This window comes from Actinomycetospora soli, from assembly GCF_021026295.1.
GTDB lineage: Bacteria > Actinomycetota > Actinomycetes > Mycobacteriales > Pseudonocardiaceae > Actinomycetospora > Actinomycetospora soli.
Genome location: NZ_JAJNDA010000015.1, coordinates 1 through 24519, shown reverse-complemented (window position 1 = coordinate 24519; position 24519 = coordinate 1). Strand labels below are relative to the sequence as shown.

The window sequence follows — 24519 nt, the reverse complement described above, 5'->3', positions numbered from 1 at the left end:
GCAGGTCGACACGCTCAGTGCCCGACGAACCGGGGTGCCCGCTTCTCCTCGCGGGCGCGGCGGCCCTCGGCGAGGTCCTCGCTGGCCCAGCACGCGCTGAACCCGGCCGCGACGGCGTCGAGGGTCTCCGGATCGGTCGGGTCCTCCAGCAGCCGGTTCACCGCGAGCTTGTTGTAGGCGAGCGTGAGGGGGGCGAGCTCCGCGACCTCGGCCGCCCAGCTCAGGGCGGCCGCGCGGGGATCGTCGGCGAGTCGGTCGACGAGGCCCGCGGCCGCGGTGACGTCGAGCCGCTCGCAGGTCAGCAGCATCCGGCGCGCCGGACCGCCCCCGGCCAGCAGGGCGAGGCGCCGCACGGTCCACGGGTCGACGGCGAGCCCCAGCGCGGCCGTCGGCAGCCCGAACACCGCCCGGTCGGAGCAGACCCGCAGGTCGGCCGCGAGCGCGAGCTGGGTGCCAGCGCCGATCGCCGGGCCCTGCACCGCCGCGATCACCGGGACCTCGACCCCGACCACCCGCTGCAGCACCGCGTAGAGGGCGTCGAGGAACCCGGCGTCGCCCACCGTGTGCAGGTCGGCGCCCGAGCAGAACGCCGTGCCCTCACCGGTCAGCACCACGGCCCGGGTGCCCCCGGCGACCGCCGTGTCCAGCGCGGCGTGCAGGTCGCGGCAGTGCGCGGTGTCCAGGGCGTTGCGGCGCTCCGGGCGGGCGATCCGCAGCTCGGTCACCGCGTCGTGGGCGTGCGTCTCGATCACGGCGCCATCGTGTCAGCGGTGGCCCACGGCTGACACCCGACGTCAGCGGCGGCACACGGCTGACACCCGCCGTCAGGAATCCGCGGCCGCCGCGTACGCCGCCGCCAGTCTCTCCGTCGCCGACGGGCCGTCCGGGGCCGGCGCGCCGAGGTGCACCGCGCGCAGCTCGGCCATGAACTCCGCCCACAGCTCCGGGCCGCCCGCCTCGAGCAGCTCGGCCCGCACCCGCAGCGGCGTGGAGGTCCCGCGGTGCCGCAGCCCCCACGAGCCGAGGGCCGCGTACACCGGGACGAGCTGGATCGCGGCCTCGGTGAGGCTGTAGGTCGCCCGTCGGCCGCGGCCCGGGTCGTCCCGCGTGAGCAGCCCGCTCTCGACGAGCCGCTTCAGCCGGTCGGCGAGGATGTTCGACGCGATCCCCTCCTGCGAGCCGGCGAGCAACTCCCGGAAGTGCCGCCGCCCACCGAAGGTGATGTCGCGGAGCACGAGCAGGCTCCAGCGGTCGCCGAAGGCCTCCACCGCCTGGTTGATCGGACAGCCGGACCGGGTCTCCATGGTGCTTGCACTTTACCACCGCTTGCCGCTAGAACTGGTTGCATGTTGCCACCAGCCGAGTCCCTCGGTCCCGACGACGGGTCGCCCGTCCTGCTGATCGGGGGCGCGACCTGGTCCCGCGACTGGTGGGACGAGATCGCCACGGCGCCCCTCGTGGAGCGGGGCCTCCGGGTGGTCCGCTACGACCACCGCGACACCGGCGAGGCCGAGTACTGGCCTCCGGGCGCGCCCGGCTACACCGGGGCGGACCTGACGACCGACGCGCTCGGCGTGCTCGACCACCTGGGGATCCGCGCGGCACACCTCGTCGGGCTCTCGATGGGCGGCGGCATCGCGCAGGAGCTCGCCCTGCACCATCGCGAGCGGGTCACCGGCCTGACCCTGATCGCCACCACCCCCGTCGACCCCCGAATCACCGGTCTCCCGGGCCCCGACCCGTCCCTCGCGCCCGGCCGGGAACCCGACGACCCGGTGGAGGCGATCGTCGAGGGCGAACGGCCGTGCGCCGGCCCCGGGAGGTTCGAGGAGGACCGGGTCCGGGCCATCGCGCGGAACGTCGTCGCCCGCACGCAGGACCCGGCGTCCGCGACCAACCACTTCCTGGTCGCCGGGGACCCGACCCCCGGGCCCGACGACCTCGGCGCGCTCGCCGGGCTCCCGGTCACCGTCGTGCACGGCAGCGCCGACCCGGTGTTCCCGCTCCCCCACGGCCGCGCCCTCGCGGCGGCGATCCCCGGGGCGGAGCTCGTCATCGTCGAGGGCATGGGCCACCAGCTCCCGCCGGAGCGGGACTGGCGGGGGATCGTCGGGACGATCAGCCCAGGGCCGCGATGATCCGTGGGCGCATCTGGTCCGCCGAGATCACCGCGTCCACCGACCCGACCTCGACGGCCCGGTGGATGCTGTGCACCCGGTCGAACTCGGCCGCGACCTCGCCGAGCTTCTCCGAGCGCACCGCCGTGCGGACCTCCCGCAGCCGAGCGGCGATCGGCGCCCGGTCCACCTCGTCGGCCCCGCGGACCGCCTCGGTGAGCTCGGTGACGCGCGGGTCGGCCTCGGTGCGCTTGTCGACCTCGGCGGCGAACACCACCGCGGCGGCGGGCGCCCCGCCGATCACCGACGCGAACGAGCCCTCGACGGCAAGCACCGTCATGCGCGGGTTGAGCGCCTTCGAGAACACGACGAACGCCCCGCCGTGGTACCGCGAGATCACGCAGAAGACGATCGGCCCGTCGAAGTTGACCACCGCGCGGCCGATCTCGGCGCCGTACTCGAGCTGGATGTTGCGCATCGAGTCCGGGGAACCGTCGAAGCCGGAGAGGTTCGCCAGCACGACGACGGGCCGGTTCCCGCTGGCGGCGTTGATCGCCCGCGCCGCCTTCTTCGACGACTTCGGGAACAGCGTGCCCGCGGTGTAGGTGTCCGGTCCGTCGGTCGGCGGGAAGCCGCGGCGGGGCACGGAGCGCGACTCGATGCCGAGCAGGCAGACCGGGTGGCCGCCGAGGTGCGCGTCGAACACCACCGCCGTGTCCGCGTCCGCCATGCCCGCCCAGCGCTCCAGCGTCGGGTGGTCGGCGTCGGCGAGCGCCCGCATCACGGTGCGGATGTCGAACGCCTTCTTGCGGTCCGGGTTGGTGGTCGACGAGAAGATCTCGCCGATCGTGGTGAAGGTCGAGTCCGGCGAGTCGTGCGGCGCCGTGGTGATGTCGCGGTCGACCGGGTCGGTGGTCGGCAGGCGGCGTGGCCCGGGCTCCCCGGGGACGACGTAGGTGTGCTCGTGGTGGGCGAGCACGATGTCGCGGGCGCTGCCCAGGTCCGGCGCCCAGTACTGCGCCTGGCCGTTCGGGCCCATCACGCGGTCGTAGCCGCCGATGCCGAAGTTGTCCTCGGCCGAGACCCCGCCGGAGAAGTCCAGCGACTGCTTGCCGGTGAGCACCATCGCCGACTCCGGCGTCATCACCAGGATGCCCTTGGTGTGCATGAGCATCGTCGCCTCGGCGTTCCAGTACGGCTGGGCGCCGACGTTGATCCCCGCGACCACGATGTCGATCTCGCCGCCGGCCTGGGTGAACTCGATGATGCGCTTGAGGCCGCGCGCCACCCAGTCCATGTTCTCGGTGCCGGACTGCATCGCGATCCGCGCCCCGGCCGAGAGCGCGTACCACTCCACCGGGACCCGCATCCGCTCCGCGAGGTCGAGCGCGGCGATGATCCGCGAGCACTCCGGCTCGGAGACCGCGCCCAGCGCCTTCGTCGGGTCGCCGGCGAGCACCACGCGCGTGACGCCCTCCAGGTAGGCGTCGGTGGAGGTGGTGACGACGGCGACGACGATGCCCGCGGTGTTCCCGCCGGGCGCGCGCTCCACCGGCACCAGCGCGCCGGCGTCGTCGAGGTCGTGCTCCACGACCGTGCCCTGGTCCCCGGCCACGACGTTCAGCACCTCGTGCGGGTGCACCGTGCCGCGGCGGCGGGCGCGCATGACCTTCTGGCCGTAGTCGTCCATCGGCGCGAGCCGCTCGGTGGGGGGCGGTCCCACGGAGTACTGCACGCCGGCGCCGGGCTGGGAGTAGAACCGGCCGGTGATCGGATAGGTGCCCTCGGGCGTGGCGATCCGGCCGGACGCGAGGACCTCGTCGATCCCGGCCCCGGACGTGATCGGCGCGATGCTCGCCCGGACCGCCGTGACCTGCTCCAGCTCCGCCTCGATCGGCGGCCAGATGTGGATCCAGACGTGGTTCATGTCCAGCGGCACCGACCGTGACGACCGCGCCGCCCGGGCCCGCCGGATGCCCTCCACGCAGTCCGCGATGGCCCGCTCGACCTGCGGCAGCGAGGCGACCCGTCCGTCCGCGTCCCGCACGACGGCGAGCTCGCGGACCTGGGTGAGGGCGACGAGGCGCTGGTCGGCGGGGTTGTCCTTCGCGACGGCGTGGTAGAGCAGCACGTCGTCCGGGGCGTCGACGCGGGTGATGTCGAAGTCGCGCAGCCGCCAGAGGTCGAGGCGGCGCCCGACCATCGGGTGCACGCCGCGGACCAGGTCGTCCTCGACGAGCCCGCCGTCCTCGCCCGGCCGCATCGTGAAGTAGCCGACCGGCCGGCCCGGCGTGCAGACGGCGACCGCGACGCGCCGCACGGCGTGCGCGAACGCCGTCGCGCCGAGCCGCTCGCGCAGCGCCGCGCAGCAGGCCTCGGGGTCGTCCGGCGCGTCCGGCCAGGCGAGGTAGAGGTCGACCACGGCGGCCTGTCCCGGGTCGTGGGCCGCGACCCGCTCGCCGAGGGCCGTGACCAGCGCGCTGTCGGGCGTCAGCTCGTCGACCCGGCCGACCGTGGACACCAGCCGGGTCGGTCGCTCGTCGAGGACGTAGTCCGCCTCGATGCCCGGGCGGTCGGCCACGGTGGGCGTGGTCATCCCGGCCAGCTCGTACCCGCGGTAGTGCCGGCGGGTCAGGACGTCGAGCAGCGGTTCCCGGACCGGGACGCCCGCCAGCAGCCGGTCGGCGAGCAGGCCGACGACCCGTTCCGGGGTGGCGGCGAGCGCCTCGATCCGCTCCGCGCGGTCGGGGGCGTCGGGGTGGTCGTCGAGGTAGGCGAGCTCGGCGGCGACGCCCTCCAGCGCGCCGGCCCGCTCGCTCGCGACCACGGGCTCGTCGAACCAGCGGTAGCGGACGCTGCGGGCGAGGTCACCGACCGCGGGGAAGCGCCGCTGCATGGCGCGGACCAGCCGGTCGAGCAGCTCCCGGACCCCGACGGCGCGGTCGTCGTCGATCGCGGGCTCCACCAGCCACCGCTGCAGGATCGCGGTGACGATCGCGACGTCGGGCGCGGAACGGCCCTGGGCGAGGAAGACGCGGAAGACGACCCGCTCCAGCTCGGGGGTGCGGGTGAGGTCGTCGATGCCGTAGTGCGCGAGGACGCTGCGCAGCTTCGTCGTGAACATGTCCGGCAGGCCGGCGCGCTCGACGTCGAGGCTCTGCAGGTAGGTGTGGAAGTACTCGCGGGGGCTGTGCACCCGCAGTTCGGCGCGGGCCTCCTCGTCGGCGGGCCGGTTGCGGGAGAGCTCGGCGAAGTCGGCGAACACCGCGAGCAGGTCGATCTCGGCGTCGCGGACGTCCTCGCCGGCCGCGGCGCGCGCGTCGCGGTCCGGGAGGTAGCGGGCGAGGGCCGCCTCGGTGCCCCGGCCGCCCCGGCCGTCGTCGGAGCCCGGCCCGACGTCGTAGCCGAGCAGCACCGCCACCAGCTCGTCGAGCGCGCCGCCGGCGTCGTCGTCGGCGTCGGGCAGATCGAGCTCGGCCGCGGCCTCGTCGTCCGGCGCGGCGGCCTCGTCGGGGTCCTCGAGCGGCTCGAGGCGGGCCAGCGGCGTGCCCGTCTCCACCTGGCTGCCGGTCGAGACGTGCAGCTCGCGCAGGACGCCCGCGAACGGGGCGTGGAGCTGGGTCTCCATCTTCATCGACTCGAGCACGAGCACCGGGGCGCCGGCCGCGACCTCGTCGCCGACGGACACCGGGGCGGCCACGACGAGCGCGGGCGCGGGGGCGCGGACGACGCCGCCCTCGTCGCGGCTGACGCGGTGGGCGACGCCGTCGACCTCGACGAAGTGGACCGGGCCGTGGGTCGCGGAGAGCACGCGGTGGCCACGGCCGCCGACGACCACGCGGCGGTGGTGGCTGTCGAGCGGGTGCACCGTCGCGTGCACGACGCGGTCCTCGGCGCCGTCGGAGCCGACCACGGTGACGCGGAAGCGCTGGGCGCCGATGCGCGAGACCTCGAGGCGGTGGCTGCGGCCGCGCAGGCTGAGGTCGAACGGGCGGGCGGAGAGGTGCCCGACCTGCGGGCGGCCGCCGCGGGCGGTCTCGAGCAGCCGCGTGACCTCGACGCGCTCCTCGCTCTCGTAGGCCTCGATGGCCGCGCTGACGAGCGCGATGCCCGAGTGCCGGTCCTCGACGAGGCCGCCCTCGGCGCGGACCCGGTCGATCCAGCCGGTGTCGGCGGAGCCGTCGATCACCTCGGGGCGGTCGAGCAGGTCCAGCACGAAGCTCTTGTTGGTCACGCCGCCCTCGACCACCACGGCGGTCTCGGAGACGGCCCGTCGCAGCCGGGCCAGCGCCTCGTCGCGGGTGCGGCCGGAGGCGATGATCTTGGCGATCATGGAGTCGAAGTCCGGCGGGATGACGTCGCCGCGGCTCACGCCCGTGTCGACCCGGATGCCCGGCCCGCTGGGCAGCTCCAGCAGCTCGATCCGGCCCGGCGAGGGTGTGAAGTCGCGGTCCGGGTCCTCGGCGTTGAGCCGCGCCTCGACCGCGTGCCCGACCTCGGGCGGCTTCGACCCGGTGAGCCGACCGCCGCCCGCGACGTGGATCTGCAGCCGGACGAGGTCGGTGCCGGTGGTGACCTCGGTGATCGGGTGCTCGACCTGCAGGCGCGTGTTCACCTCGAGGAAGGAGAACGTCTTGTCGCCGGGGTGGTAGAGGAACTCGACGGTCCCGGCGCCGCAGTAGCCCACGCGCTGCGCGAGCCGCTCCGCCGAGGCCTTGAGGTCGTCGGTCTGCTCGACGGTGAGCAGGGGCGACGCGGACTCCTCGATGATCTTCTGGTTGCGACGCTGCACGGAGCAGTCGCGCACGCCGAGGGCCCAGGCCGTGCCGTGGGCGTCGGCGATCACCTGCACCTCGACGTGCCGCGCGCCGGTGACCAGGCGCTCGAGGAACACGACGTCGCTGCCGAACGCGCGGCGTGCCTCGTCGCGGGTGTTCTGGAACGCCGCCCGCAGGTCGTCGGCCCCGCGGATCGTCCGGATGCCGCGCCCGCCGCCGCCCGCGGCGGCCTTGAGCATGAGCGGGTAGCCGATCGTCTCCGCCGCCGCCAGCGCCGCGTCGAGCGACTCGACCGCGCCGCCGCTCCACGGGGCGACGGGGACCCCGGACTCCTCGGCCAGCAGCTTCGCGCCGATCTTGTCCCCGAGTCGGCGCATCGCCTCCGCGCTCGGCCCGATGAAGGTGATGCCCGCGTCCGCGCACCGCTGGGCGAAGCCCGGGTCCTCCGCGACGAAGCCCCAGCCCACCCACACCGCGTCGGCGCGGGCGGCGCCCAGGGCCTCGAGGAGCCGGTCGTGGTCGAGGTAGGGCCGGTCCGCCGCCGCACCGAGCGGGAACACCTCGTCGGCCTCGCGCACGAACATCGCCGCGGGCTCCGCGTCCGTGGCCAGGGCGATGGTGCGGATCGGCTCGTGGTCCGCACCGCGGCGCTCGGCGTTGATGTCGCGCACCGCGTGGATGAGCCGGACCGCCGCCTCGCCGCGATTGACGATCGCGATCCGCCGCACGGCGGAGGGCGTGGGGCCTTCGTCGGACGCCATGGCGTGAAACTTGCCGTTTCCGGGGCGTACTCGCCAGTCCGTGGCGGTGCGGAACTGCGCACACGGATCCCCCGGTACGCGCTACCGGGGGTCCGGCGTCGGCCGGCGGTCGACCGGGAGGGGCATGATCTCGGGGGTGGAGACCCGACGCGATCCCGCCGTGGACGTCCCCGAGGCCCTGTTCGCCGACCCGGAGGCCGAGGCCCGGTGGCGCGGCCGCTTCACCGCGGCCCGTATCTCGGTGCCGGACTGGGCCCGCGACGCCCCGGAGCGCAGCGTCTACTCCTCCAACGCCAGCGGGACCTGGGAGGTCTACGCCTGGGACCGCGCCACCGGCGCCCACCGGCAGGTGACCGACCGCCCCAACGGCACCCGCGGCGCCACGGTCTCGACCGACGGCGACTGGATCTGGTGGTTCGACGACACCGACGGCGACGAGTTCGGCACGTGGGTGCGTGAGCCGTTCGCCCCGTCCGACGAGCCCGTCGCGCCCGCGGTTCCCGGCGCCGGGCGCGGCTATCCCGCGGGCCTCGACCTCGGCGCGACCACCACGGCGATCGGTTGGTCGACCGACGACGGGTCGACGCTGGCCGTGCAGGTCGGTGACGCCGCGCTGCGCACCGTCTACACGCACACCGAGGACGCCGGGATCGGCGCGCTCTCCCGCGACGAGACGCTGCTCGCGATCTCGCACTCCGAGCACGGCGACTCGCGCCACCCGGCGATCCGGGTGCTGCGTCTGCCCGGGGCCGAGGCGGTGGCGGATCTGCACGACGGCGAGGGCCGGGGCCTCGAGCCGGTCGAGTTCGCGCCCGTGGCCGGCGACCCGCGGCTGCTGGTGCAGCACGAGCGCCGGGGCCGCGACGAGCTGCTGATCTGGAACCCGCTGACGGGGACCGAGACCGAACTCGCCATCGACCTGCCGGGGGATCTCTCGGCGGGCTTCCACCCCGACGCCTCGGCGCTGATCGTCGCCCACACCCGCGCCGGCCGCACGACGCTGCACCGCTACGACCTGACGACCGGCGAGCTCACCGACCTGCCCACGGCGCGCGGCTCGGTCGGCGGCGCCGACGTCCGCCCGGACGGGTCGGTGGAGTACGGCTGGTCCTCGGCGGAGCAGCCGTCCAGCGTGCGCGTGCTGCGCCCGGACGGCACCGACGAGGTGCTGCTGACCCCGCCCGGCGACCGGCCGGTGCCCTCGGTGGTGCTCGACGACGCGTGGGTCCCCGGACCCGGCGGCGACGTGCACGCGCTGTACTCGCGGCCCGCCGGGTCGAGCGGCCCGGTCCCGACCCTGTTCATGATCCACGGCGGGCCGCAGGCGGCCGACGAGGACCGCTACTCGGCGGTGCGCGCGGTGTGGCTGGACGCGGGCTTCGCCGTGGTGCACGTGAACTACCGCGGCTCGTCGGGCTACGGCTCGGCGTGGCGCGACGCCATCGAGGGGCGGCCCGGCACCACCGAGCTGGAGGACATCGCCACCGTGCAGTCCTGGGCCGTCGATTCCGGCCTCGCCGACCCGGCGGCGTGCGTGCTCGAGGGCTGGTCCTGGGGCGGCTACCTGACGCTGCTCGGGCTCGGCGTCCAGCCGGGACGCTGGGCCGTCGGGGCCGCCGGCGTGCCGGTGGCGGACTACGTCGCGGCCTACGAGGACGAGATGGAGCCGCTGCGGGCCTTCGACCGGTCGCTCTTCGGCGGGTCGCCCACCGACGTCCCCGAGCGGTACCGCACCGCGTCGCCGCTGACCTACGTCGGCGAGGTCGCCGCCCCCGTGCTCGTGCTGGCCGGCGAGAACGACCCGCGCTGCCCGATCCGGCAGATCGACAACTACCTCGACGCGCTCGCCGAGCGCGGGAAGCCCTACGCGATGGTGCGCTACGACGCCGGGCACGGGTCGCTCGTGGTGTCCGAGACGCTGAACCACACCGCGGCCGAGATCGCCTTCGTCCGCCGGGCGCTCGGCATGTCGGTCCCGATCCCAGGGTAGGAGGTCCGGTGTGACTCTCGCGGAGAAGCTGCGCAGCGGCGCGCGGACGATCGGCTACTGGGTGCTGTCGGACAACCCGCAGGCGGTGGAGCGGGTGGCGGGCGTCGGGTACGACTACGTCTGCTTCGACGCCCAGCACGGGCTGCTCGACTACCGCGCCCTGCTGGACGGGCTGACCGCCCTCGACGCCCGCGGCTGCGCCGGGCTCGTGCGGGTGCAGGACAACCAGCAGTTCTGGATCGGCCAGGCCCTCGACGCCGGCGCCGCCGGGGTGATCATCCCGATGGTGAACTCGGCCGACGACGCCCGCGCCGCGGTCGCCGCGTGCCGCTACCCGCCGACGGGACGACGCTCGATGGGCCCGGTCCGCGCGGAACTGCGGTTCCCGACGAGGCCCGCCGAGGCCGACGCCCGGGTCCTCTGCCTGCCCATGATCGAGACGGCCGAGGGGCTGGAGGCGGTCGAGGAGATCGCCGCGGTGCCCGGCGTCGACGGCCTCTACATCGGCCCGTCCGACCTGCGCCTCGGCCTCGGCGGCGCCGCGCCGGACGACCCCGCCTACGACGAGGTCTTCGACCGGGCCCTCGAGCGCGTCCGGGCCGCGTGCGCGGCGGCGGGCATCATCGCCGGCATCCACACCCCGAGCGGCGCCGTCGCGTCCCGGCGCTTCGCCGAGGGCTTCACCTGGTGCAGCATCGCGAGCGACCTCACCCACCTCGAGGAGGCGGCGCGCAGCCACCTGGGCGACGCGCAGGGATAGCTCAGGCCACGACCGCGCGCAGCACCTCGACCGCGGCGCGGAGGTGCCAGGGCAGGTCGTGCGCGTCGTCGACCACCCAGCGCGCGAACGCGAGCCGGAAGGCGGCGACCCCGACGTCGGCGGCCAGCACCGCCTCGCCGTCGGGGACCCCGCGCCCCCGCAGCACCTCCGCCATCGCCGTGCTGACCCGTGCGAGCTTGATCAGTTCCCGTTCCTGCAGCTCGGGATGGGCGTCGATGACCGCCTGCCGGGCCCGGGAGCCGGGCCGGCGCTCGTCGTCCAGCCAGCGGCCGGTGGCCTCGAGGCCGAGGACGACGGCCGGCAGTGCGTCCGTCCCGGCCGGCGCCCCGGCGAGCGCCTCGAGGATCACCGCGTGGAAGTCGTCCTGGCCCGCGAAGAGCACCTCGCGCTTGTCGGCGAAGTACCGGAAGAACGTGCGCTCGGCGAGGCCCGCCCGGTCCGCGATCTCGGCGACGGTCACCCGGTCGTAGCCGCGCTCGCCGATGAGCTCCATCGCCGCCTGCTGCAGTCGCCCCTGCGCACCCGGCTGCCATCGACCCATGCGCCCGATCCTAGGGATGTCAGACTCTGACATGAGGGTGTAGCGTCGATGTCAGTCGCTGACATCGGCGACCTCGGTCCCCTCGGAGGTCATCCCCATGCGCGTGTTCGTCTCCGGTGCGTCCGGCTGGATCGGCTCCGCCGTCGTCCCGGAACTGCTGGCCGTCGGCCACACCGTCGCCGGGCTCGCCCGCTCCGACGCCTCGGCCGCCGCCGTCGAGGCCGCCGGTGCCACGACCGTCCGCGGCGACGTCACCGACCTCGACGTCCTCCGGTCCGCCGCGGCCGCGTCCGACGCCGTCGTCCACCTCGCCTTCCGCCACGACATCGCCTTCAGCGGCGGGTTCGCCGACGCCGTCGCCTCGGACCAAGCCGCGATCACCGCCCTGGGCGAGGGCCTCCCCGACGGCGGCGCGCTCACCATCGCCGGCGGCATCCTCGGCCTGGCGTCGGGCGGGCCCGCGACCGAATGCGACGTGCCCGCGGCGACGTCGATGGCGGCGGGCCGGCAGGCCTCCGCGACCGCCGTCCTCGCGCTCGCCCCGCGCCTGCGCACCTCGGTCGTGCGGCTCTCCCCGACCGTCCACGGCGACGGGGACGCGGGCTTCGTCCCGACCCTCGTCGACATCGCCCGCCGTCGGGGGGTCTCCGGCTACCCGGGCGACGGGTCGGCCCGGTGGACGGCGGTCGCCCGGGAGGACGCGGCGCGTCTGTTCCGCCTCGCGATCGAGGTCGCTCCGGCGGGCTCGGTCCTGCACGGGGTCGCCGACGAGGGGATCCCGCTCCGCGAGATCGCCGAGGTCATCGGCCGGCACCTGGACGTGCCGGTCGAGTCGGTCCCCCGCGAGCGGGTCGACGAGCACTTCGGGTTCCTCGGTGGCTTCCTCGGCCTCGACAGCCCGGCCACGAACGCGATCACCCGTGAGCTGACCGGCTGGGTGCCGACCGGCCCGGGTCTGCTCGAGGACCTGGAGAAGGGGCACTACTTCGACCCGAGGAAGGGCTCAAAGTACTGATCCGCGACGAGCGAAGGGCCCCTCCCGTCGGTCTACCCGACGGAAGGGGCCCTTCGTTCACTCCAGGTCGTGCACCGCGATCAGGCGGCCTGCTTGGCCTGCCACATCCAGTGGGCCTCCTCGAGCTTCGCCGTCTGCCCGATCAGCAGGTCCTCGGTGACCGGGTCCGGCTCTGAGGTCTCGGCGATGCGCGCGCGGTGGCGCTGGACCAGCACGGCCAGGATCTCGACGATCCTCGCGGTGACGTCCTCGACGGAGTGCCAGCCCTCGTCGAAGGTCGGCAGTCCGCTCTCCTTGCCCACGGTCTCGGCGCGGCCGTCGGGCGAGATGCCCAGCGCCGCGGCGCGCTCGGCGACCTCGTCGGTCTGCGTGCGCGCCAGGTCGACGAGCTCGTCGAGGTGGAGGTGGGCGTCCCGGAAGGTGCGGCCCAGGACGTTCCAGTGCGCCTGCTTCCCGATCAGGGACAGGTCGGTGAGGTCGGCGACGGCTTCCTGCAGCACCCGGCCGACGACGTCCTGCGCCTCGGCGGCCAGGGGGCTCGTGATGGGCGCGGTGGTCATGTGTCTCTCTCCTCCCGCGGCCGGTCGCGTCGGCCGCTCACGGAATGTTCAACACGAGGTTCGCCCGGAATCTGCCCGGCCATGCCGTTACCCGCCCCACGATAGGTGAGGCGAGCCTGGGCGGACGGCGGGTCAGCTCTGGGCGAGCTGCCGGGACTCCTGGCCGAGGAGCTCCCGCGTGGCCTGCTCGACGCGGTCGCCCATGCCCTGGTCGATGGAGCGCCAGTAGTCGAACGCCCGCTCGAGGACGTCCTCGCCGACGCCGCCCGCGAGGTGACCGGAGACGTTCGTGACGAAGCGGTCGCGGGCGTCGTCGTCCCAGACCTCCATCATCAGCGTCCGCGCCTGGCCCTCGTCGGAGTCCTCCGGGTGCTGCACGTAGGCGGCCCGCTGGATGTCCCCGTCGGCGTACCAGGAGGGCACCTGGTTCACCTGGCCCTGCGGGACCTGCGGGCTGCCCTTCGAGTTGGGCACGTACACCGGGTCGACGCTGTTCACCACGCGCATCGCGCCTGCATGGGTCTGGGCGTTCGTCGGGTTCTTCGGCGCGTTGACCGGGATCTGCTTGTAGTTGACGCCGAGCCGGGCCCGGTGGGCGTCGGCGTAGGAGAACCCGCGGGCCAGCAGCATCCGGTCGGGCGAGAGGCCGAGCCCGGGCGGCTGGTTGTTCGGCTCGAACGCCACCTGCTCGATCTCGGTGTGGAAGTCGACCGGGTTGCGGTTCAGCGTGAGCCGCCCGACCTCCTGCAGCGGGTAGTCGCCGTGCGGCCACACCTTCGTGAGGTCGAACGGGTTGAACCGGTAGGTCTTCGCGTCCTCGAAGGGCATGATCTGCACCTTCAGCGTCCACGACGGGAACTCGCCACGCTCGATGGCCTCGAACAGGTCGCGGCGGTGGTGATCGTTGTCGATCCCGCACATCTCGTCCGCACGGTCCTGCGTCATGCACTCGACGCCCTGGTCCGAGATGAAGTGGTACTTGACCCAGAACTCCTCGCCCGCGGCGTTGATCCACATGTAGGTGTGGCTGGAGTAGCCGTTCATGTGCCGCCAGGTCTCCGGCACGCCGCGGTCGCCCATCAGCCAGGTGACCTGGTGCTTCGACTCCGGCGAGAGCGTCCAGAAGTCCCACTGCATGTCGTGGTCGCGCAGCCCGTTGTCGGCGCGGCGCTTCTGGCTGCGGATGAAGTTCTGGAACTTCATGGGGTCGCGGACGAAGAACACCGGCGTGTTGTTGCCGACCATGTCCCAGTTGCCCTCGCGGGTGTACAGCTTCAGCGACCACCCGCGCGGGTCGCGCCAGGTGTCGGGGCTGCCGCGCTCCCCGGCGACGGTCGAGAACCGGATGATCCCCTCGGTGACCTCCCCGGGCTGGAACACCGCGGCCTTCGTGAACGCCGAGACGTCCTGCGTCACCTCGAAGGTGCCGAACGCCCCGGAGCCCTTGGCGTGCGGCTGGCGTTCCGGGATGCGCTCCCGGTTGAAGTTCGCCATCTGCTCGATCAGGTAGTGGTCCTGGAGCAGGATCGGGCCACCGGGCCCGACCGTCATGGAGAACTCCTGACTCTGCACCGGGATGCCGGCGTCGTCGGTGGCGACGTTCGTGGTCAGGTCGTCGGCGGTCACGGGGTCACCTCTCGTCCGGTGAAGTGCGATCCGGCGGAGCTACCCGATCCACCGACCCCGCGACACCCGCCGTCGGCACCCGCCGTCAGGAACGCACGAGCTCCTCGGCGATCTCGTAGGTGTTCAGCGCCGCGCCCTTGCGCAGGTTGTCGCCGCACACGAAGAAGTCGAGCGTGTTCGGGAAGTCCAGCGCCTGCCGGACGCGGCCCACGTAGGTGGGGTCCTCGCCGACGACGTCGGCCGGCGTCGGGAACCGGCCCTCGCGCGGCTCGTCGACGACCACGATCGACGGCTGCGCCGCGAACACCTGGCGGGCGGTCTCGACCTCCACCGGCGAGGCGAACGTCGCGTGCACCGCCAAGGCGTGGGTGGTGACGACGGGGACGCGCACGCAGGTGGCCGACACCTTGAGGTCGTCGATCCCGAGGATCTTGCGGGACTCGTTGCGGACCTTGAGCTCCTCGGAGCTCCACCCGCCGTCCTTGTAGGACCCCGCCCACGGCACGACGTTGAGCGCGAGCGGCGCCGGGAACGGTGACTCGGCGGACAGGCCCGCGGCCGAGAGCGCCTCGCGCACGTCGCCGGCACGGTGGCCGACGTCCTTGCCCGCCACGGCGGACACCTCGGCCTGCAGGCGGTCGATGCCCTCCTGGCCCGCGCCGGACGCGGCCTGGTAGCTCGCGACGACCAGCTCGGTGAGGGTGAAGGCGCGGTGCAGGGCCCCGATCGCCGCCATCATCGACAGCGTCGTGCAGTTCGGGTTCGAGACGATGCCCTTGGGGCGGGTGCGCGCGGCCTCGGCGTTGACCTCGGGGACGACCAGCGGGACGTCGGGGTCCATGCGGAACGCGCCGGAGTTGTCGACCGCGATCGCACCGCGGGCGGCGGCCACCGGCGCCCAGGTGGCGCTGACCTCGTCGGGCACGTCGAACATCGCGATATCGACGCCGTCGAAGGCCTCCTCGGACAGCGCGATCACCTCGATCTCCTGCCCGCGGACGGTGAGGCGCTTGCCCGCGGAGCGGGGCGAGGCGATGAGCCGGATCTCCGACCACGGCACGGTCTCGCGCGCGTCGATGATGTCGATCATGACGGAGCCGACCGCGCCGGTGGCGCCGACGATGGCGAGGGTGGTCATGCGGGTCTCCTAGCGACCGGTGCCGGCGTGGACGACGGCCTCGGTGTCGCCGCCGAGGTCGAAGGCCTCGTGCAGGGCGCGCACGGCGTCGTCGAGCTGGGTGTCGCGGATCAGGGCGGAGATGCGGATCTCCGAGGTGTTCATCATCTCGATGTTCACGCCGGCCTCGGCGAGCGACTCGCAGAACGTCGCCGTGACGCCGGGGTGGCTGCGCATGCCGGCGCCGACGAGGGTCACCTTGCCGACGTGCTCGTCGTAGATGACCTCCTCGTGGCCCACCTCGGCCTGCACGGCGGAGAGCGCCTCGACCGCGCGGGGCCCGTCCTTGACCGGCAGCGTGAACGTCACGTCGGTCTTGCCCGTCTTCAGGTGCGAGATGTTCTGCAGCACCATGTCGATGTTGATGTCGACGTCGGCGACGGCCCGGAAGATGCGGGCGGCGAAGCCCGGCTGGTCGGGCACCCCGACGACGGTCACCTTGGCCTCGGACCGGTCGTGCGCGACCCCGGTGAGGACGGCCTGTTCCACGCTGAGCTCCTCGATGGACCCGACGATCGTCGTGCCGGGCTGGTCGGTGTACGAGGACCGCACCCGCAGCGGCACGCCCTCGCGGCGCGCGTACTCCACCGCGCGCAGGTGCAGCACCTTCGCCCCGCACGCGGCCATCTCGAGCATCTCCTCGTAGGTGATGGTCTCGAGCAGCTTCGCGTTCGGGACGATGCGCGGGTCGGCGGAGTAGACGCCGTCCACGTCGGTGTAGATCTCGCAGACGTCGGCCTGCATCGCGGCCGCCATCGCCACAGCGGTGGTGTCCGAGCCGCCCCGGCCGAGCGTGGTGATCTCCTTGGAGTCCGCGCTCACGCCCTGGAAGCCCGCGACCAGCGCGACCCCGTCCTCGGCCAGCGCGGAGAAGATGCGCCCCGGCGTCACCTCGATGATCCGGGCGTCGCCGTGCTTGCCGGTGGTGATCATGCCCGCCTGCGAGCCGGTGAAGCTCCGGGCGCGACCGCCCAGGGCGTTGATCGCCATGGCGAGCAACGCGTTGGAGATGCGCTCGCCCGACGTCAGGAGCATGTCCAGCTCCCGCGGCGGCGGCGCCGGGTGCACCGCGAGCGCCAGATCGGTCAGCTCGTCGGTGGTGTCACCCATCGCGGAGGCGACCACCACCACGTCGTTGCCGTCCTTGCGGGTGCGCATGATCCGTTCCGCCACGCGCTTGATGCGCTCCGCGGACTGGACGGACGACCCGCCGTACTTCTGGACGACGAGCGCCACGGCGACCGACCTCCGGCTCCTCTGGTGGACGTGTGCGCGTCCACCCTAGCCGAGGTCAGATCGCCCGGGCCGGGCCTGTGATCAGGGCGCCAGCGCGTTGAGGATGCGCGCGACGACCGCCCCGATGACCAGCCAGACCACGGCCGCGAGGCCGTAGTTCAGGATCACCTTGAGCGACTCGCTGGCCGGCAGGAACAGGTCCCCGATGCCGAGCGTGAGGCTGTTCGCGGCGTCCGCGAAGAACGTCGTGATCCCGTTCTGCGGGTTCGCCGAGGCCACCGTCAGCACGATGTGGATGACGAGGATCGCGGCGAAGATCGTGCAGAGGATCTTGATGACCGACGCGGCGAGGGTGAGCGACTTGCTCGCGAGCGCACGCAGGTCGGCCGAGGTGTTCGCCTTGCGCTGGGAGCCGGTGTCGGCGTCCTGGGTCATGGCGCAGATGATGGCACGCATCACTACCGACTGGTAAGCCGAACCGGTACCGCGCATCCGGGTGGTCGCCGAGCGGTGGTCCGCGTCACGGGGTGCGCCCGCTTGCCCGACCCGGGGTGGTTGGGTCTACCGTGACGGGCGATGTTCAGCGTGCTGCTCCTTCCCAGCCGCGGCGGGGTCTGACCGAGACCGGCCCCCTGCCGCGGGTGATGCGCGCTCGCCGGTCGGCCCGGACCACACACCTCCGGGATTCCTGCACCGCCGCACGGAGACCCTGATGAGCATCACCCCTGACATGCCGGCCGCCGGCATCCGCGAGACCGTCGTCCACCCCGACGGCGAGATCCCGGCCGACCAGCCGTTCTGGAACACCCAGCGGCCCAGTCGCATGCCGGTGCACCGCTACCGCCCGTTCGCCGACCTGGTCGAGCGTGTGTCGGTACCGGACCGCACCTGGCCGGACACGGTCATCACCAAGGCGCCGCTCTGGGGCGCCGTCGACCTGCGCGACGGCAACCAGGCCCTGATCGACCCGATGTCCCCCGCCCGCAAGCGCCGCATGTTCGACCTGCTGGTGCGCATGGGCTACAAGGAGATCGAGGTCGGCTTCCCCGCCGCGTCGCAGACCGACTTCGACTTCGTCCGCGAGATCATCACCCAGGACGCGGTGCCGTCCGACGTCCGCATCCAGGTGCTGACCCAGGCCCGCCCGGAACTGATCACGCGGACCTTCGAGTCGCTCGAGGGCGCGCACTCCGCGGTCGTGCACCTGTACAACTCGACGTCGATCCTGCAGCGCCGCGTCGTGTTCCGCTCCGACCGCGACGGCATCACGAAGATCGCCACCGACGGCGCGAAGCTGGTCCGCGCCGAGGCCGAGAAGCGTCCGGGCACCGACTGGCGCTTCCAGTACTCGCCCGAGTCCTACACCGGCACCGAGCTCTCCTACGCCAAGGAGATCGTCGACGCGGTCGGCGACGTCTGGGAGCCCACCCCCGAGCGCCCGATGATCGTCAACCTGCCGGCGACGGTGGAGATGGCGACCCCGAACGTCTACGCCGACTCGATCGAGTGGATGCACCGCAACCTGGCGCGCCGCGACTCGATCATCCTGTCGCTGCACCCGCACAACGACCGCGGCACCGGCGTGGCCGCCGCCGAGCTCGGCGTGCAGGCCGGGGCCGACCGCGTCGAGGGCTGCCTGTTCGGCAACGGCGAGCGCACCGGCAACGTCTGCCTGGTGACCCTCGGCATGAACCTGTTCAGCCAGGGCGTCGACCCGCAGATCGACTTCTCCGACATCGACGAGGTCCGGCGCACCGTCGAGTTCTGCAACCAGCTGCCCGTCGGCGAGCGCCACCCCTGGGGCGGCGACCTCGTCTTCACCGCCTTCTCCGGGTCCCACCAGGACGCGATCAACAAGGGCCTCGAGGCGATGCGGGTCGAGGCCTCGGCGGCCGGCCACGACGTGGCCGACCACCCCTGGGAGGTCCCCTACCTGCCCATCGACCCGAAGGACGTCGGCCGCACCTACGAGGCCGTCATCCGGGTCAACTCGCAGTCGGGCAAGGGCGGCGTCGCCTACCTGATGAAGACCGAGCACCAGATGGAGCTGCCGCGGCGGCTGCAGATCGAGTTCTCGCGCCGCGTCCAGGAGGTCACCGACACCGAGGGCGGCGAGGTCTCGGCCAAGGAGATGTACGACATCTTCGCCGAGGAGTACCTGATGCGGCGCAGCCCGCTGGAGCTCGTCAGCTCCCGGGTCGCGACGCACGACGACGGCAAGGCCGAGCTGACTGCGACCCTGAAGGTCGAGGGCGAGATCCACGAGGTGACCGGCGTCGGCAACGGCCCGATCGCGGCCTTCGTCGACGCCCTGGCCTCCGTCGGCTACGACGTCCGGGTCCTCGACTACGCCGAGCACGCCATGGCCGCCGGCGACGACGCCCGGGCCGCGGCCTACGTCGAGGCCGCGGTCGGCGACGGGGCCGGCGCCGACGTCGAGGTGTGGGGCATCGGCATCGACGGCTCGATCCTCACCGCCTCGCTCAAGGCCGTGGTGTCGGCGGTGAACCGGGCGCTGAGGTGACTTCGTCCCGTGAGTACTTGTGACGGGTATGACCGTCACAAGTACTCACGAGGCCTCCGGCCACCTCATAGTCCGCAGGTCCGCCACGATCTCGGCCGGGTTCTCCATCGACGCGTAGTGCCCGCCCCGGGTCGCCCGGGTGAAGCGCACGACGGCGGAGTTGTCCCGCTCGGCGAGCGACCGGATCGTCCGGAAGTCGTCCGGGAAGACGAGCACGGCGGTCGGCGTGTGGTTGACGGCCGGCTCGGCCGCGGCGCGGGCGTCCTCGAGGTAGTACCGGGCCGCGGCGGCGCCGCTGTCGGTCAGCCACGCGAGCGTGACCTGGGCGAGCACCTGGTCGCGGGTCAACAGGCTCGTCCCGTTGCCGAACGACGCGAACAGCTCGCCGTAGGCCAGCTGCGCGACCGGCGAGTCCGCGAGCAGGGCGCCCACCGTCTGCGGCCGGGACGCGTTCATCTGGTTGTAGCCACCCACCGCCTGGAACCACTGCATGTGCTCCAGGGCGGCGTACTCCTCGGGGCCGAACCCCTCGAACTCCGCCGGGTCGCCGGACGGGAACGAGAACAGTTGCAGGACGTGGATCCCGAGCAGCCCGGCCGGGGCCAGCAGGCCGAGTTCACGGGCCACGGTCGCACCCACGTCGCTGCCGTGGACGGCGTACGACTCGTAGCCGAGACCGCGCATCACCCGGTCGTAGAGCTCGGCGGTCCGCCGCGTCGTCCAGCCGGGCTCGTCGACGGCCGGGCTGAACCCGGTGCCGGGCATCGAGGGCACCACGACGTGGAAGGCGTCCTCCGGCCGGCCGCCGTGCGCGACCGGGTCGACGAGGGGCTCGATCATGTCGACGAAGTCCAGGAACGACCCCGGGTAGCTGTGCGCGAGCAGCAGCGGGGTGGCCGTCGGCTCCGCGGACCGGGCGTGGATCGCGTGGACCGTCCGGCCGTCGACCTCCACCAGGACGTGCTCGAAGCGGTTGATCCGCTCCTCCACCGCCCGCCAGTCGAAGGACCGCCAGGCCTCGACCATCTCGCGCAGGTAGGCGGTCGGGGTCCCGTAGGTCCAGTCGTCGCCCGGCGCGGGCGCCGGGAAGCGGGTGCGGGCGAGGCGGTCCTGCAGGTCGTCGAGGTCGGCCTGCCCGACGGCGACGGTGAAGGGGCGGATGGTGGCCGGTGCTGTGCTCATGGGAGAACGGTAGGAAGCAACCAGGTATGGATCGTTCCTCGTTAACCAACCATCCTCGTCGACGATGACGACGACCTCGACCCGGCTCCTGGCGCTCCTCGCGCTGCTGACCACCCGGCCGTCCTGGACCGGCCCGGAGCTGGCGGACCGGACGGGGGTCGGGGTCCGCACCGTCCGGAACGACGTCGCCCGTCTCCGGGCGCTCGGCTATCCCGTGGAGTCCACGACGGGCCGCACGGGGAGCTACCGGCTCGGCGCCGGCGGGTCGCTCCCGCCCCTGCTCCTGGACGACGACGAGGCGGTCGCGGTGGCGGTGGGGCTCCGCGCGGCGGCGGGGGTCGCGGGCGTGGACCGGAGCAGCGCGAGCGCCCTCCGCAAGCTCGAGCAGGTGATGCCCGACCGGCTGCGCCGCGAGCTGACGGCCCTGCACGACTCGACCGTCGAGGGACCCCGGACGACGGCGAGCACCGACCCGGAGCCCGAGGTCGGGGCGGACGTCCTGCGGGTGGTGTCGGCCGCGGTCCGCGACCGCCGCTGCCTCCGGCTCGACGACGGGGTCGACCCGGCGAGCACCGAGCTCGCCCCGACCCCGCCGCTGACCGTGGAGCCGTACCGCGTCGTGCGCTGGCAGCAGCGCTGGTACCTCGTCGCCGTCGAGGTCGCGGACGGGTCGTGGCGTCCGCTCCGGCTCGACCGGGTCCGGCTGCGGCCCCCGCACGGGGCGCGCTTCGTCCCGCGGACGCTGCCGGCGCAGCCGGGGGTGCACGCCGCCGACGACTACGCCGCGTTCGTGGTCCGGCAGGTGGCCAGCAGCGGGTGGGCGGTGCACGCCCGGATCGAGGTCGCTGCGCCCGCGGACGAGGTGATCGCCCGCATCAACCCCGCCGTCGGGGCCGTGGAGGCCCTCGACGACGAGCGGTCGATCCTCGTGACCGGGGCGGACAGCCTCGAGATGATCGCGGTGTTCGTCGGGCTCCTCGACCTGGACTTCCGGGTCCTCGAGCCGCCGGCCCTCGCCGAGCACGTCCGCACCCTCGCGGCCCGGTACGCGCGGGCCACGAGGTGAACACCCGTGAGTACTTGTGACGGGTATGACCGTCACAAGTACTCACAAGGCCGTAGGCCTCCTCCCCGCGAGCGCCCGCCCCAGGGTCAGCTCGTCGGCGAACTCGAGGTCGCCGCCCATCGGCAGGCCGCTGGCCAGCTTCGTCACCGTGAGGCCCGGGAAGTCCCGGAGCAGCCGGACGAGGTAGGTCGCGGTCGCCTCGCCCTCGGTGTTGGGGTCCATCGCGAGGATGACCTCGCTGATCTCGGGCTCCTGCTCCCCGCCCTCGGTGGGCTGGCCGCCGATGCGGCGCAGGAGCTCGCGGACGCGGAGCTGGTCGGGCCCGATGCCGCCCATCGGGTCGAGCGCGCCGCCCAGCACGTGGTAGCGCCCGCGGAACTCGCGGGTGCGCTCCACGGCCATGACGTCCTTGGGCTCCTCGACGACGCAGACGAGCGTCGCGTCCCGTCGGGCGTCCGCGCAGATGCGGCAGCGCTGCTTCTCGCTGACGTTGCCGCAGACCTCGCAGAACACGACGCCGGCCTTCACCTTGCCGAGCGCGTCCTGCAGGCGCGTGATGTCGGCCTCCTCGGCACCGAGGAGGTGGAACGCCAGGCGCTGGGCGCTCTTCGGCCCGATCCCGGGGAGCCGGCCGAGCTCGTCGATCAGGTCCTGGACCGGGCCTTCGAACACGCTCGCTACATCCCCAACTGCGGGCCGCCGCCCATGTCCAGCCCACCGGCGAGCGGGCCCATCTTCTCGGCCTGGAGCTGCTGCGCGGCGTCGGCGGCGTCGGCGAGCGCGCCGAGCACGAGGTCCTGCAGGGTCTCGACGTCGCTCGGGTCCACCACCTTCGGGTCGATCGTGATCCCGCGGATCTCCCCGGCGGCGGTCTGGGTGACGGTGACGAGGCCGTTGCCGGCCTGGCCGGTCACCTCGGTCTCCGCCAGTTCGGCCTGGGCGTTCATGAGCTGCTCCTGCATGGCCTGGGCCTGCTGGAGGAGGGCACCCATGTCGGGCATGTCCGGCTGTCCTGGCTGCACACCCCCAGGGTAGGGCGTCTCCCGTTCCCGACGACGGCCGCGGGTTCCGGCTGGCAGGGTGGGGCCGTGAGCGACACCGCCGAACTCGTGACCCGCCTGCTGTCCGCCCGCACGTGGCGGGCCTTCGACGTGGCGGCCGACGGCCGGGTCCTCGCCGGCGACGACACCTCCGGCACGGTGCAGCTGGTCGAGCTGGCGCCCGACGGCAGCCGCCGCCCGCTGACCGCGCTGCCGGGGGCGTGCTCCGGGCGCTACCTCAAGGGCGTCGAGCCCCGCACGATCGTCGTCTCGCACGACACCGACGGCGACGAGCGCGCCCAGCTCTCCCTGCTGCGCCCCGAGGACGTCGAGGCTCCCCTCGGCACCGACGACCTCGAGCCGCTCGTCCGCGACCCCCGCTACATCCACTCCCTCGCCGAGATCCTCGACGACGGGCGCGTCGTCTACGCCACGAACCGCCGCAACGGCGTCGACTTCGACCTCGTGCTCCGCCAGGTGGCGAGCGGCGAGGAGACGGTGCTCTACGACGGCGGCGGCATGGTCGGGGGTGCAGCGGTGGCGCCGGACGGGTCGGCGGCGTTGATGACGCGGCCGGGCACGTCGGCGCTGAGCTCCCAGGTGCTGCTGCTCTCGGGCAGCGGGACCACCGAGGTGACCTCCGCCGACGAGCCGGCCATCTTCGGGGGCCTGCAGTGGCTGCCGGACTCCTCGGCCGCGCTCGTCACCACGAACGCCGGGCGCGACCGGACGGGCATCGCCCGGCTGGACCCGACCGCGTCGTTCCCGGGAAACGTCTCCTACCTGGTGACGGACGACGCGCACGACGTCTCCGGGCGGCTCTCCCCCGACGGTCGGCTGCTGCTGGTCGTCACCGACGACGACGGGTCCTCGCGGTTCGCGATCCACGACGCGGAGAGCGGCGCGCACCTGCGCGACGTGGTCACACCCGGCGTCGGGGTGGGGGACTTCCTCACGCTGCCGCGATGGTCGGCCGACTCGCAGGGCCTCGCGCTGACGTGGACGTCGCCGACCGTCGCGGCGGACGTCGTGCTCGTGGACGCCGCGACCGGGCGCACGGGCACCGTCGCGTCGTGGTCCGAGGACCTCGACGGTCTGGACCTCGTCACCCCGACCAGCGTCGGGATCCCCACGCCCGACGGCGAGACCGTCCCCTGCTTCGTCTACGCCCCCGCCGCGCCCACCGGGTCGAGCGTGCTGATCATCCACGGCGGGCCGGAGGGGCAGTCGGTCCGCTCGTTCTCGCCGATCACACAGGCGCTGGTCGCGCAGGGACACACCGTGCTGGTCCCGAACGTGCGCGGGTCGGTCGGCTACGGCAAGCGCTGGTACTCGCTCGACGACGTGGAGCGTCGGCTCGACTCGGTCGCCGACCTCGCCGCGATCCACGAGTTCCTGCCGCAGCTCGGGTTGGACCCGGCGCGCTCGGCGCTGTGGGGCGGCTCGTACGGCGGCTACATGGTGCTCGCGGGCGTCGCGTTCCAGCCCGAGCGGTGGGCGGCCGGCGTCGACATCGTCGGCATCTCGTCGCTGGTGACGTTCCTGGAGAACACCTCGCCGTACCGCCGCGCGCACCGCGAGCGGGAGTACGGCTCGCTCGAGCGCGACCGGGAGTTCCTGGAGTCGGCCTCCCCGCTCAACCGGATCACCGACGTCCGCGCCCCGCTGTTCGTCATCCACGGCGCCAACGACCCGCGGGTGCCGCTCTCGGAGGCCGAGCAGGTCGCGGCCGCCGTGCGTGGGAACGGCGTCGAGGTGGAGCTGGTGGTCTACGACGACGAGGGCCACGGGCTGGCCAAGCGCGCCAACCGGCTCGACGCGTACCCGCGGGCCATCGACTTCCTGGGGCGCGTCCTGGGCTGAGTCACGCGTGCCGCGAAGGTGCCGTCAGGCAGCGTCCCGGGCGACCGGATGTGCCTGACGTGCACCTCGCGGCGCGGCGGGCGCCTCAGCGCCCGTCGACCCGGCGGGCGCCGAGGTGCTGGGTGAGCAGCTCCATCGCGGCGTCGTCGGGATTGCGCGCCGCGACGCGCTCGCCGCCGCCGGGGTCGGCGTGCGCCTCGGCGTACATGTCCTCCTCGGTCACCTCGTCGTCCTCCGGCGGTTACGGGGGCGGCGGGATGTC

Annotated in this window: 20 protein-coding genes; 7 read left to right on the top strand and 13 right to left on the bottom strand. The window is 73.5% G+C overall.

Annotated elements, in window-relative coordinates:
• Positions 1-14: 14 nt before the first annotated feature.
• Positions 15-752 carry an enoyl-CoA hydratase gene (locus LN037_RS22365; protein ID WP_230757092.1) on the bottom strand — a complete coding sequence of 246 codons (738 nt, stop codon included), beginning with the start codon at positions 750-752 and terminating at the stop codon, positions 15-17.
• Between the two features lie 72 nt (positions 753-824).
• Positions 825-1304: a winged helix-turn-helix transcriptional regulator gene (locus tag LN037_RS22360; protein ID WP_230757090.1), complete on the bottom strand. Its 480-nt coding sequence runs from the start codon at positions 1302-1304 to the stop codon at positions 825-827.
• Between the two features lie 42 nt (positions 1305-1346).
• Between LN037_RS22360 and LN037_RS22355 the strand changes: the two genes are divergently transcribed.
• Positions 1347-2138, top strand: coding sequence for an alpha/beta fold hydrolase (locus LN037_RS22355; RefSeq protein ID WP_230757088.1), 792 nt, complete (start codon positions 1347-1349; stop codon positions 2136-2138).
• On the opposite strand, the gene LN037_RS22350 is transcribed toward LN037_RS22355, so the two are convergent.
• Positions 2119-7656, bottom strand: a complete 5538-nt coding sequence (locus LN037_RS22350; protein ID WP_230757079.1) for an ATP-binding protein — start codon at positions 7654-7656, stop codon at positions 2119-2121. The two genes, LN037_RS22355 and LN037_RS22350, sit on opposite strands and share 20 nt — an antisense overlap.
• 136 nt (positions 7657-7792) lie before the next feature.
• On the opposite strand from LN037_RS22350, the gene LN037_RS22345 reads away from it, so the two are divergent.
• A complete protein-coding gene (locus LN037_RS22345) occupies positions 7793-9646 on the top strand; it encodes a S9 family peptidase (protein WP_230757075.1) in 1854 nt (617 codons plus the stop codon).
• Positions 9647-9656: 10 nt separating this feature from the next.
• A complete protein-coding gene (locus tag LN037_RS22340) occupies positions 9657-10406 on the top strand; it encodes an HpcH/HpaI aldolase family protein (protein WP_230757072.1) in 750 nt (249 codons plus the stop codon).
• Position 10407: 1 nt separating this feature from the next.
• On the opposite strand, the gene LN037_RS22335 is transcribed toward LN037_RS22340, so the two are convergent.
• The gene (locus LN037_RS22335; protein WP_230757070.1) at positions 10408-10968 is read right to left on the bottom strand and encodes a TetR family transcriptional regulator; all 561 of its coding nucleotides are present in this window, start codon (positions 10966-10968) and stop codon (positions 10408-10410) included.
• A gap of 97 nt (positions 10969-11065) precedes the next feature.
• On the opposite strand from LN037_RS22335, the gene LN037_RS22330 reads away from it, so the two are divergent.
• Positions 11066-11983, top strand: a complete 918-nt coding sequence (locus LN037_RS22330) for an NAD-dependent epimerase/dehydratase family protein (protein WP_230757067.1) — start codon at positions 11066-11068, stop codon at positions 11981-11983.
• Positions 11984-12063: 80 nt separating this feature from the next.
• Here LN037_RS22330 and LN037_RS22325 read toward each other — a convergent pair whose 3' ends face one another.
• The 5 genes from LN037_RS22325 to LN037_RS22305 form a co-directional block, all read right to left on the bottom strand.
• Entirely contained in the window at positions 12064-12543 is a 480-nt protein-coding gene (locus LN037_RS22325) for a Dps family protein (protein ID WP_230757064.1), read from the bottom strand.
• Positions 12544-12675: 132 nt separating this feature from the next.
• Positions 12676-14169: a catalase gene (locus LN037_RS22320; protein WP_308286175.1), complete on the bottom strand. Its 1494-nt coding sequence runs from the start codon at positions 14167-14169 to the stop codon at positions 12676-12678.
• 85 nt (positions 14170-14254) lie between these two features.
• Positions 14255-15307 (bottom strand): aspartate-semialdehyde dehydrogenase, encoded by a 1053-nt coding sequence (locus tag LN037_RS22315; RefSeq protein WP_230757062.1) that lies wholly within the window; start codon positions 15305-15307, stop codon positions 14255-14257.
• Between the two features lie 9 nt (positions 15308-15316).
• Positions 15317-16582: an aspartate kinase gene (locus tag LN037_RS22310; RefSeq protein ID WP_230757056.1), complete on the bottom strand. Its 1266-nt coding sequence runs from the start codon at positions 16580-16582 to the stop codon at positions 15317-15319.
• Positions 16583-16663: 81 nt separating this feature from the next.
• A complete protein-coding gene (locus LN037_RS22305) occupies positions 16664-17017 on the bottom strand; it encodes a hypothetical protein (RefSeq protein ID WP_230757054.1) in 354 nt (117 codons plus the stop codon).
• Positions 17018-17312: 295 nt separating this feature from the next.
• Between LN037_RS22305 and leuA the strand changes: the two genes are divergently transcribed.
• The gene (gene leuA, locus LN037_RS22300; protein WP_230757500.1) at positions 17313-19106 is read left to right on the top strand and encodes a 2-isopropylmalate synthase; all 1794 of its coding nucleotides are present in this window, start codon (positions 17313-17315) and stop codon (positions 19104-19106) included.
• A 45-nt stretch (positions 19107-19151) separates the two neighbouring features.
• Here the strand turns inward: leuA and LN037_RS22295 are convergent, their stop codons facing one another.
• Positions 19152-20288: an epoxide hydrolase family protein gene (locus LN037_RS22295; RefSeq protein WP_230757052.1), complete on the bottom strand. Its 1137-nt coding sequence runs from the start codon at positions 20286-20288 to the stop codon at positions 19152-19154.
• A 64-nt stretch (positions 20289-20352) separates the two neighbouring features.
• Between LN037_RS22295 and LN037_RS22290 the strand changes: the two genes are divergently transcribed.
• Positions 20353-21354, top strand: coding sequence for a helix-turn-helix transcriptional regulator (locus LN037_RS22290; RefSeq protein ID WP_230757050.1), 1002 nt, complete (start codon positions 20353-20355; stop codon positions 21352-21354).
• Positions 21355-21396: 42 nt separating this feature from the next.
• Here the strand turns inward: LN037_RS22290 and recR are convergent, their stop codons facing one another.
• Both recR and LN037_RS22280 read right to left on the bottom strand, forming a co-directional pair.
• A complete protein-coding gene (gene recR / locus LN037_RS22285) occupies positions 21397-22026 on the bottom strand; it encodes a recombination mediator RecR (RefSeq protein ID WP_230757048.1) in 630 nt (209 codons plus the stop codon).
• Between the two features lie 5 nt (positions 22027-22031).
• Positions 22032-22355 carry a YbaB/EbfC family nucleoid-associated protein gene (locus LN037_RS22280; RefSeq protein WP_230757499.1) on the bottom strand — a complete coding sequence of 108 codons (324 nt, stop codon included), beginning with the start codon at positions 22353-22355 and terminating at the stop codon, positions 22032-22034.
• 87 nt (positions 22356-22442) lie between these two features.
• Between LN037_RS22280 and LN037_RS22275 the strand changes: the two genes are divergently transcribed.
• The gene (locus tag LN037_RS22275; RefSeq protein ID WP_230757045.1) at positions 22443-24257 is read left to right on the top strand and encodes a S9 family peptidase; all 1815 of its coding nucleotides are present in this window, start codon (positions 22443-22445) and stop codon (positions 24255-24257) included.
• A gap of 85 nt (positions 24258-24342) precedes the next feature.
• On the opposite strand, the gene LN037_RS22270 is transcribed toward LN037_RS22275, so the two are convergent.
• Positions 24343-24480 (bottom strand): hypothetical protein, encoded by a 138-nt coding sequence (locus LN037_RS22270; RefSeq protein ID WP_230757042.1) that lies wholly within the window; start codon positions 24478-24480, stop codon positions 24343-24345.
• Positions 24481-24519: the final 39 nt, after the last annotated feature.

Excerpts from the sequence above, each read along its gene's own strand:
- LN037_RS22360 (WP_230757090.1), bottom strand. The coding sequence starts at position 1,304 with ATGGAGACCCGGTCCGGCTGTCCGATCAACCAGGCGGTGGAGGCCTTC.
- LN037_RS22355 (WP_230757088.1), top strand. The coding sequence starts at position 1,347 with ATGTTGCCACCAGCCGAGTCCCTCGGTCCCGACGACGGGTCGCCCGTC.
- LN037_RS22350 (WP_230757079.1), bottom strand. The coding sequence starts at position 7,656 with ATGGCGTCCGACGAAGGCCCCACGCCCTCCGCCGTGCGGCGGATCGCG.
- LN037_RS22335 (WP_230757070.1), bottom strand. The coding sequence starts at position 10,968 with ATGGGTCGATGGCAGCCGGGTGCGCAGGGGCGACTGCAGCAGGCGGCG.
- LN037_RS22330 (WP_230757067.1), top strand. The coding sequence starts at position 11,066 with ATGCGCGTGTTCGTCTCCGGTGCGTCCGGCTGGATCGGCTCCGCCGTC.
- LN037_RS22325 (WP_230757064.1), bottom strand. The coding sequence starts at position 12,543 with ATGACCACCGCGCCCATCACGAGCCCCCTGGCCGCCGAGGCGCAGGAC.
- LN037_RS22315 (WP_230757062.1), bottom strand. The coding sequence starts at position 15,307 with ATGACCACCCTCGCCATCGTCGGCGCCACCGGCGCGGTCGGCTCCGTC.
- LN037_RS22305 (WP_230757054.1), bottom strand. The coding sequence starts at position 17,017 with ATGACCCAGGACGCCGACACCGGCTCCCAGCGCAAGGCGAACACCTCG.
- leuA (WP_230757500.1), top strand. The coding sequence starts at position 17,313 with ATGCCGGCCGCCGGCATCCGCGAGACCGTCGTCCACCCCGACGGCGAG.
- LN037_RS22295 (WP_230757052.1), bottom strand. The coding sequence starts at position 20,288 with ATGAGCACAGCACCGGCCACCATCCGCCCCTTCACCGTCGCCGTCGGG.
- LN037_RS22290 (WP_230757050.1), top strand. The coding sequence starts at position 20,353 with ATGACGACGACCTCGACCCGGCTCCTGGCGCTCCTCGCGCTGCTGACC.
- LN037_RS22280 (WP_230757499.1), bottom strand. The coding sequence starts at position 22,355 with ATGCCCGACATGGGTGCCCTCCTCCAGCAGGCCCAGGCCATGCAGGAG.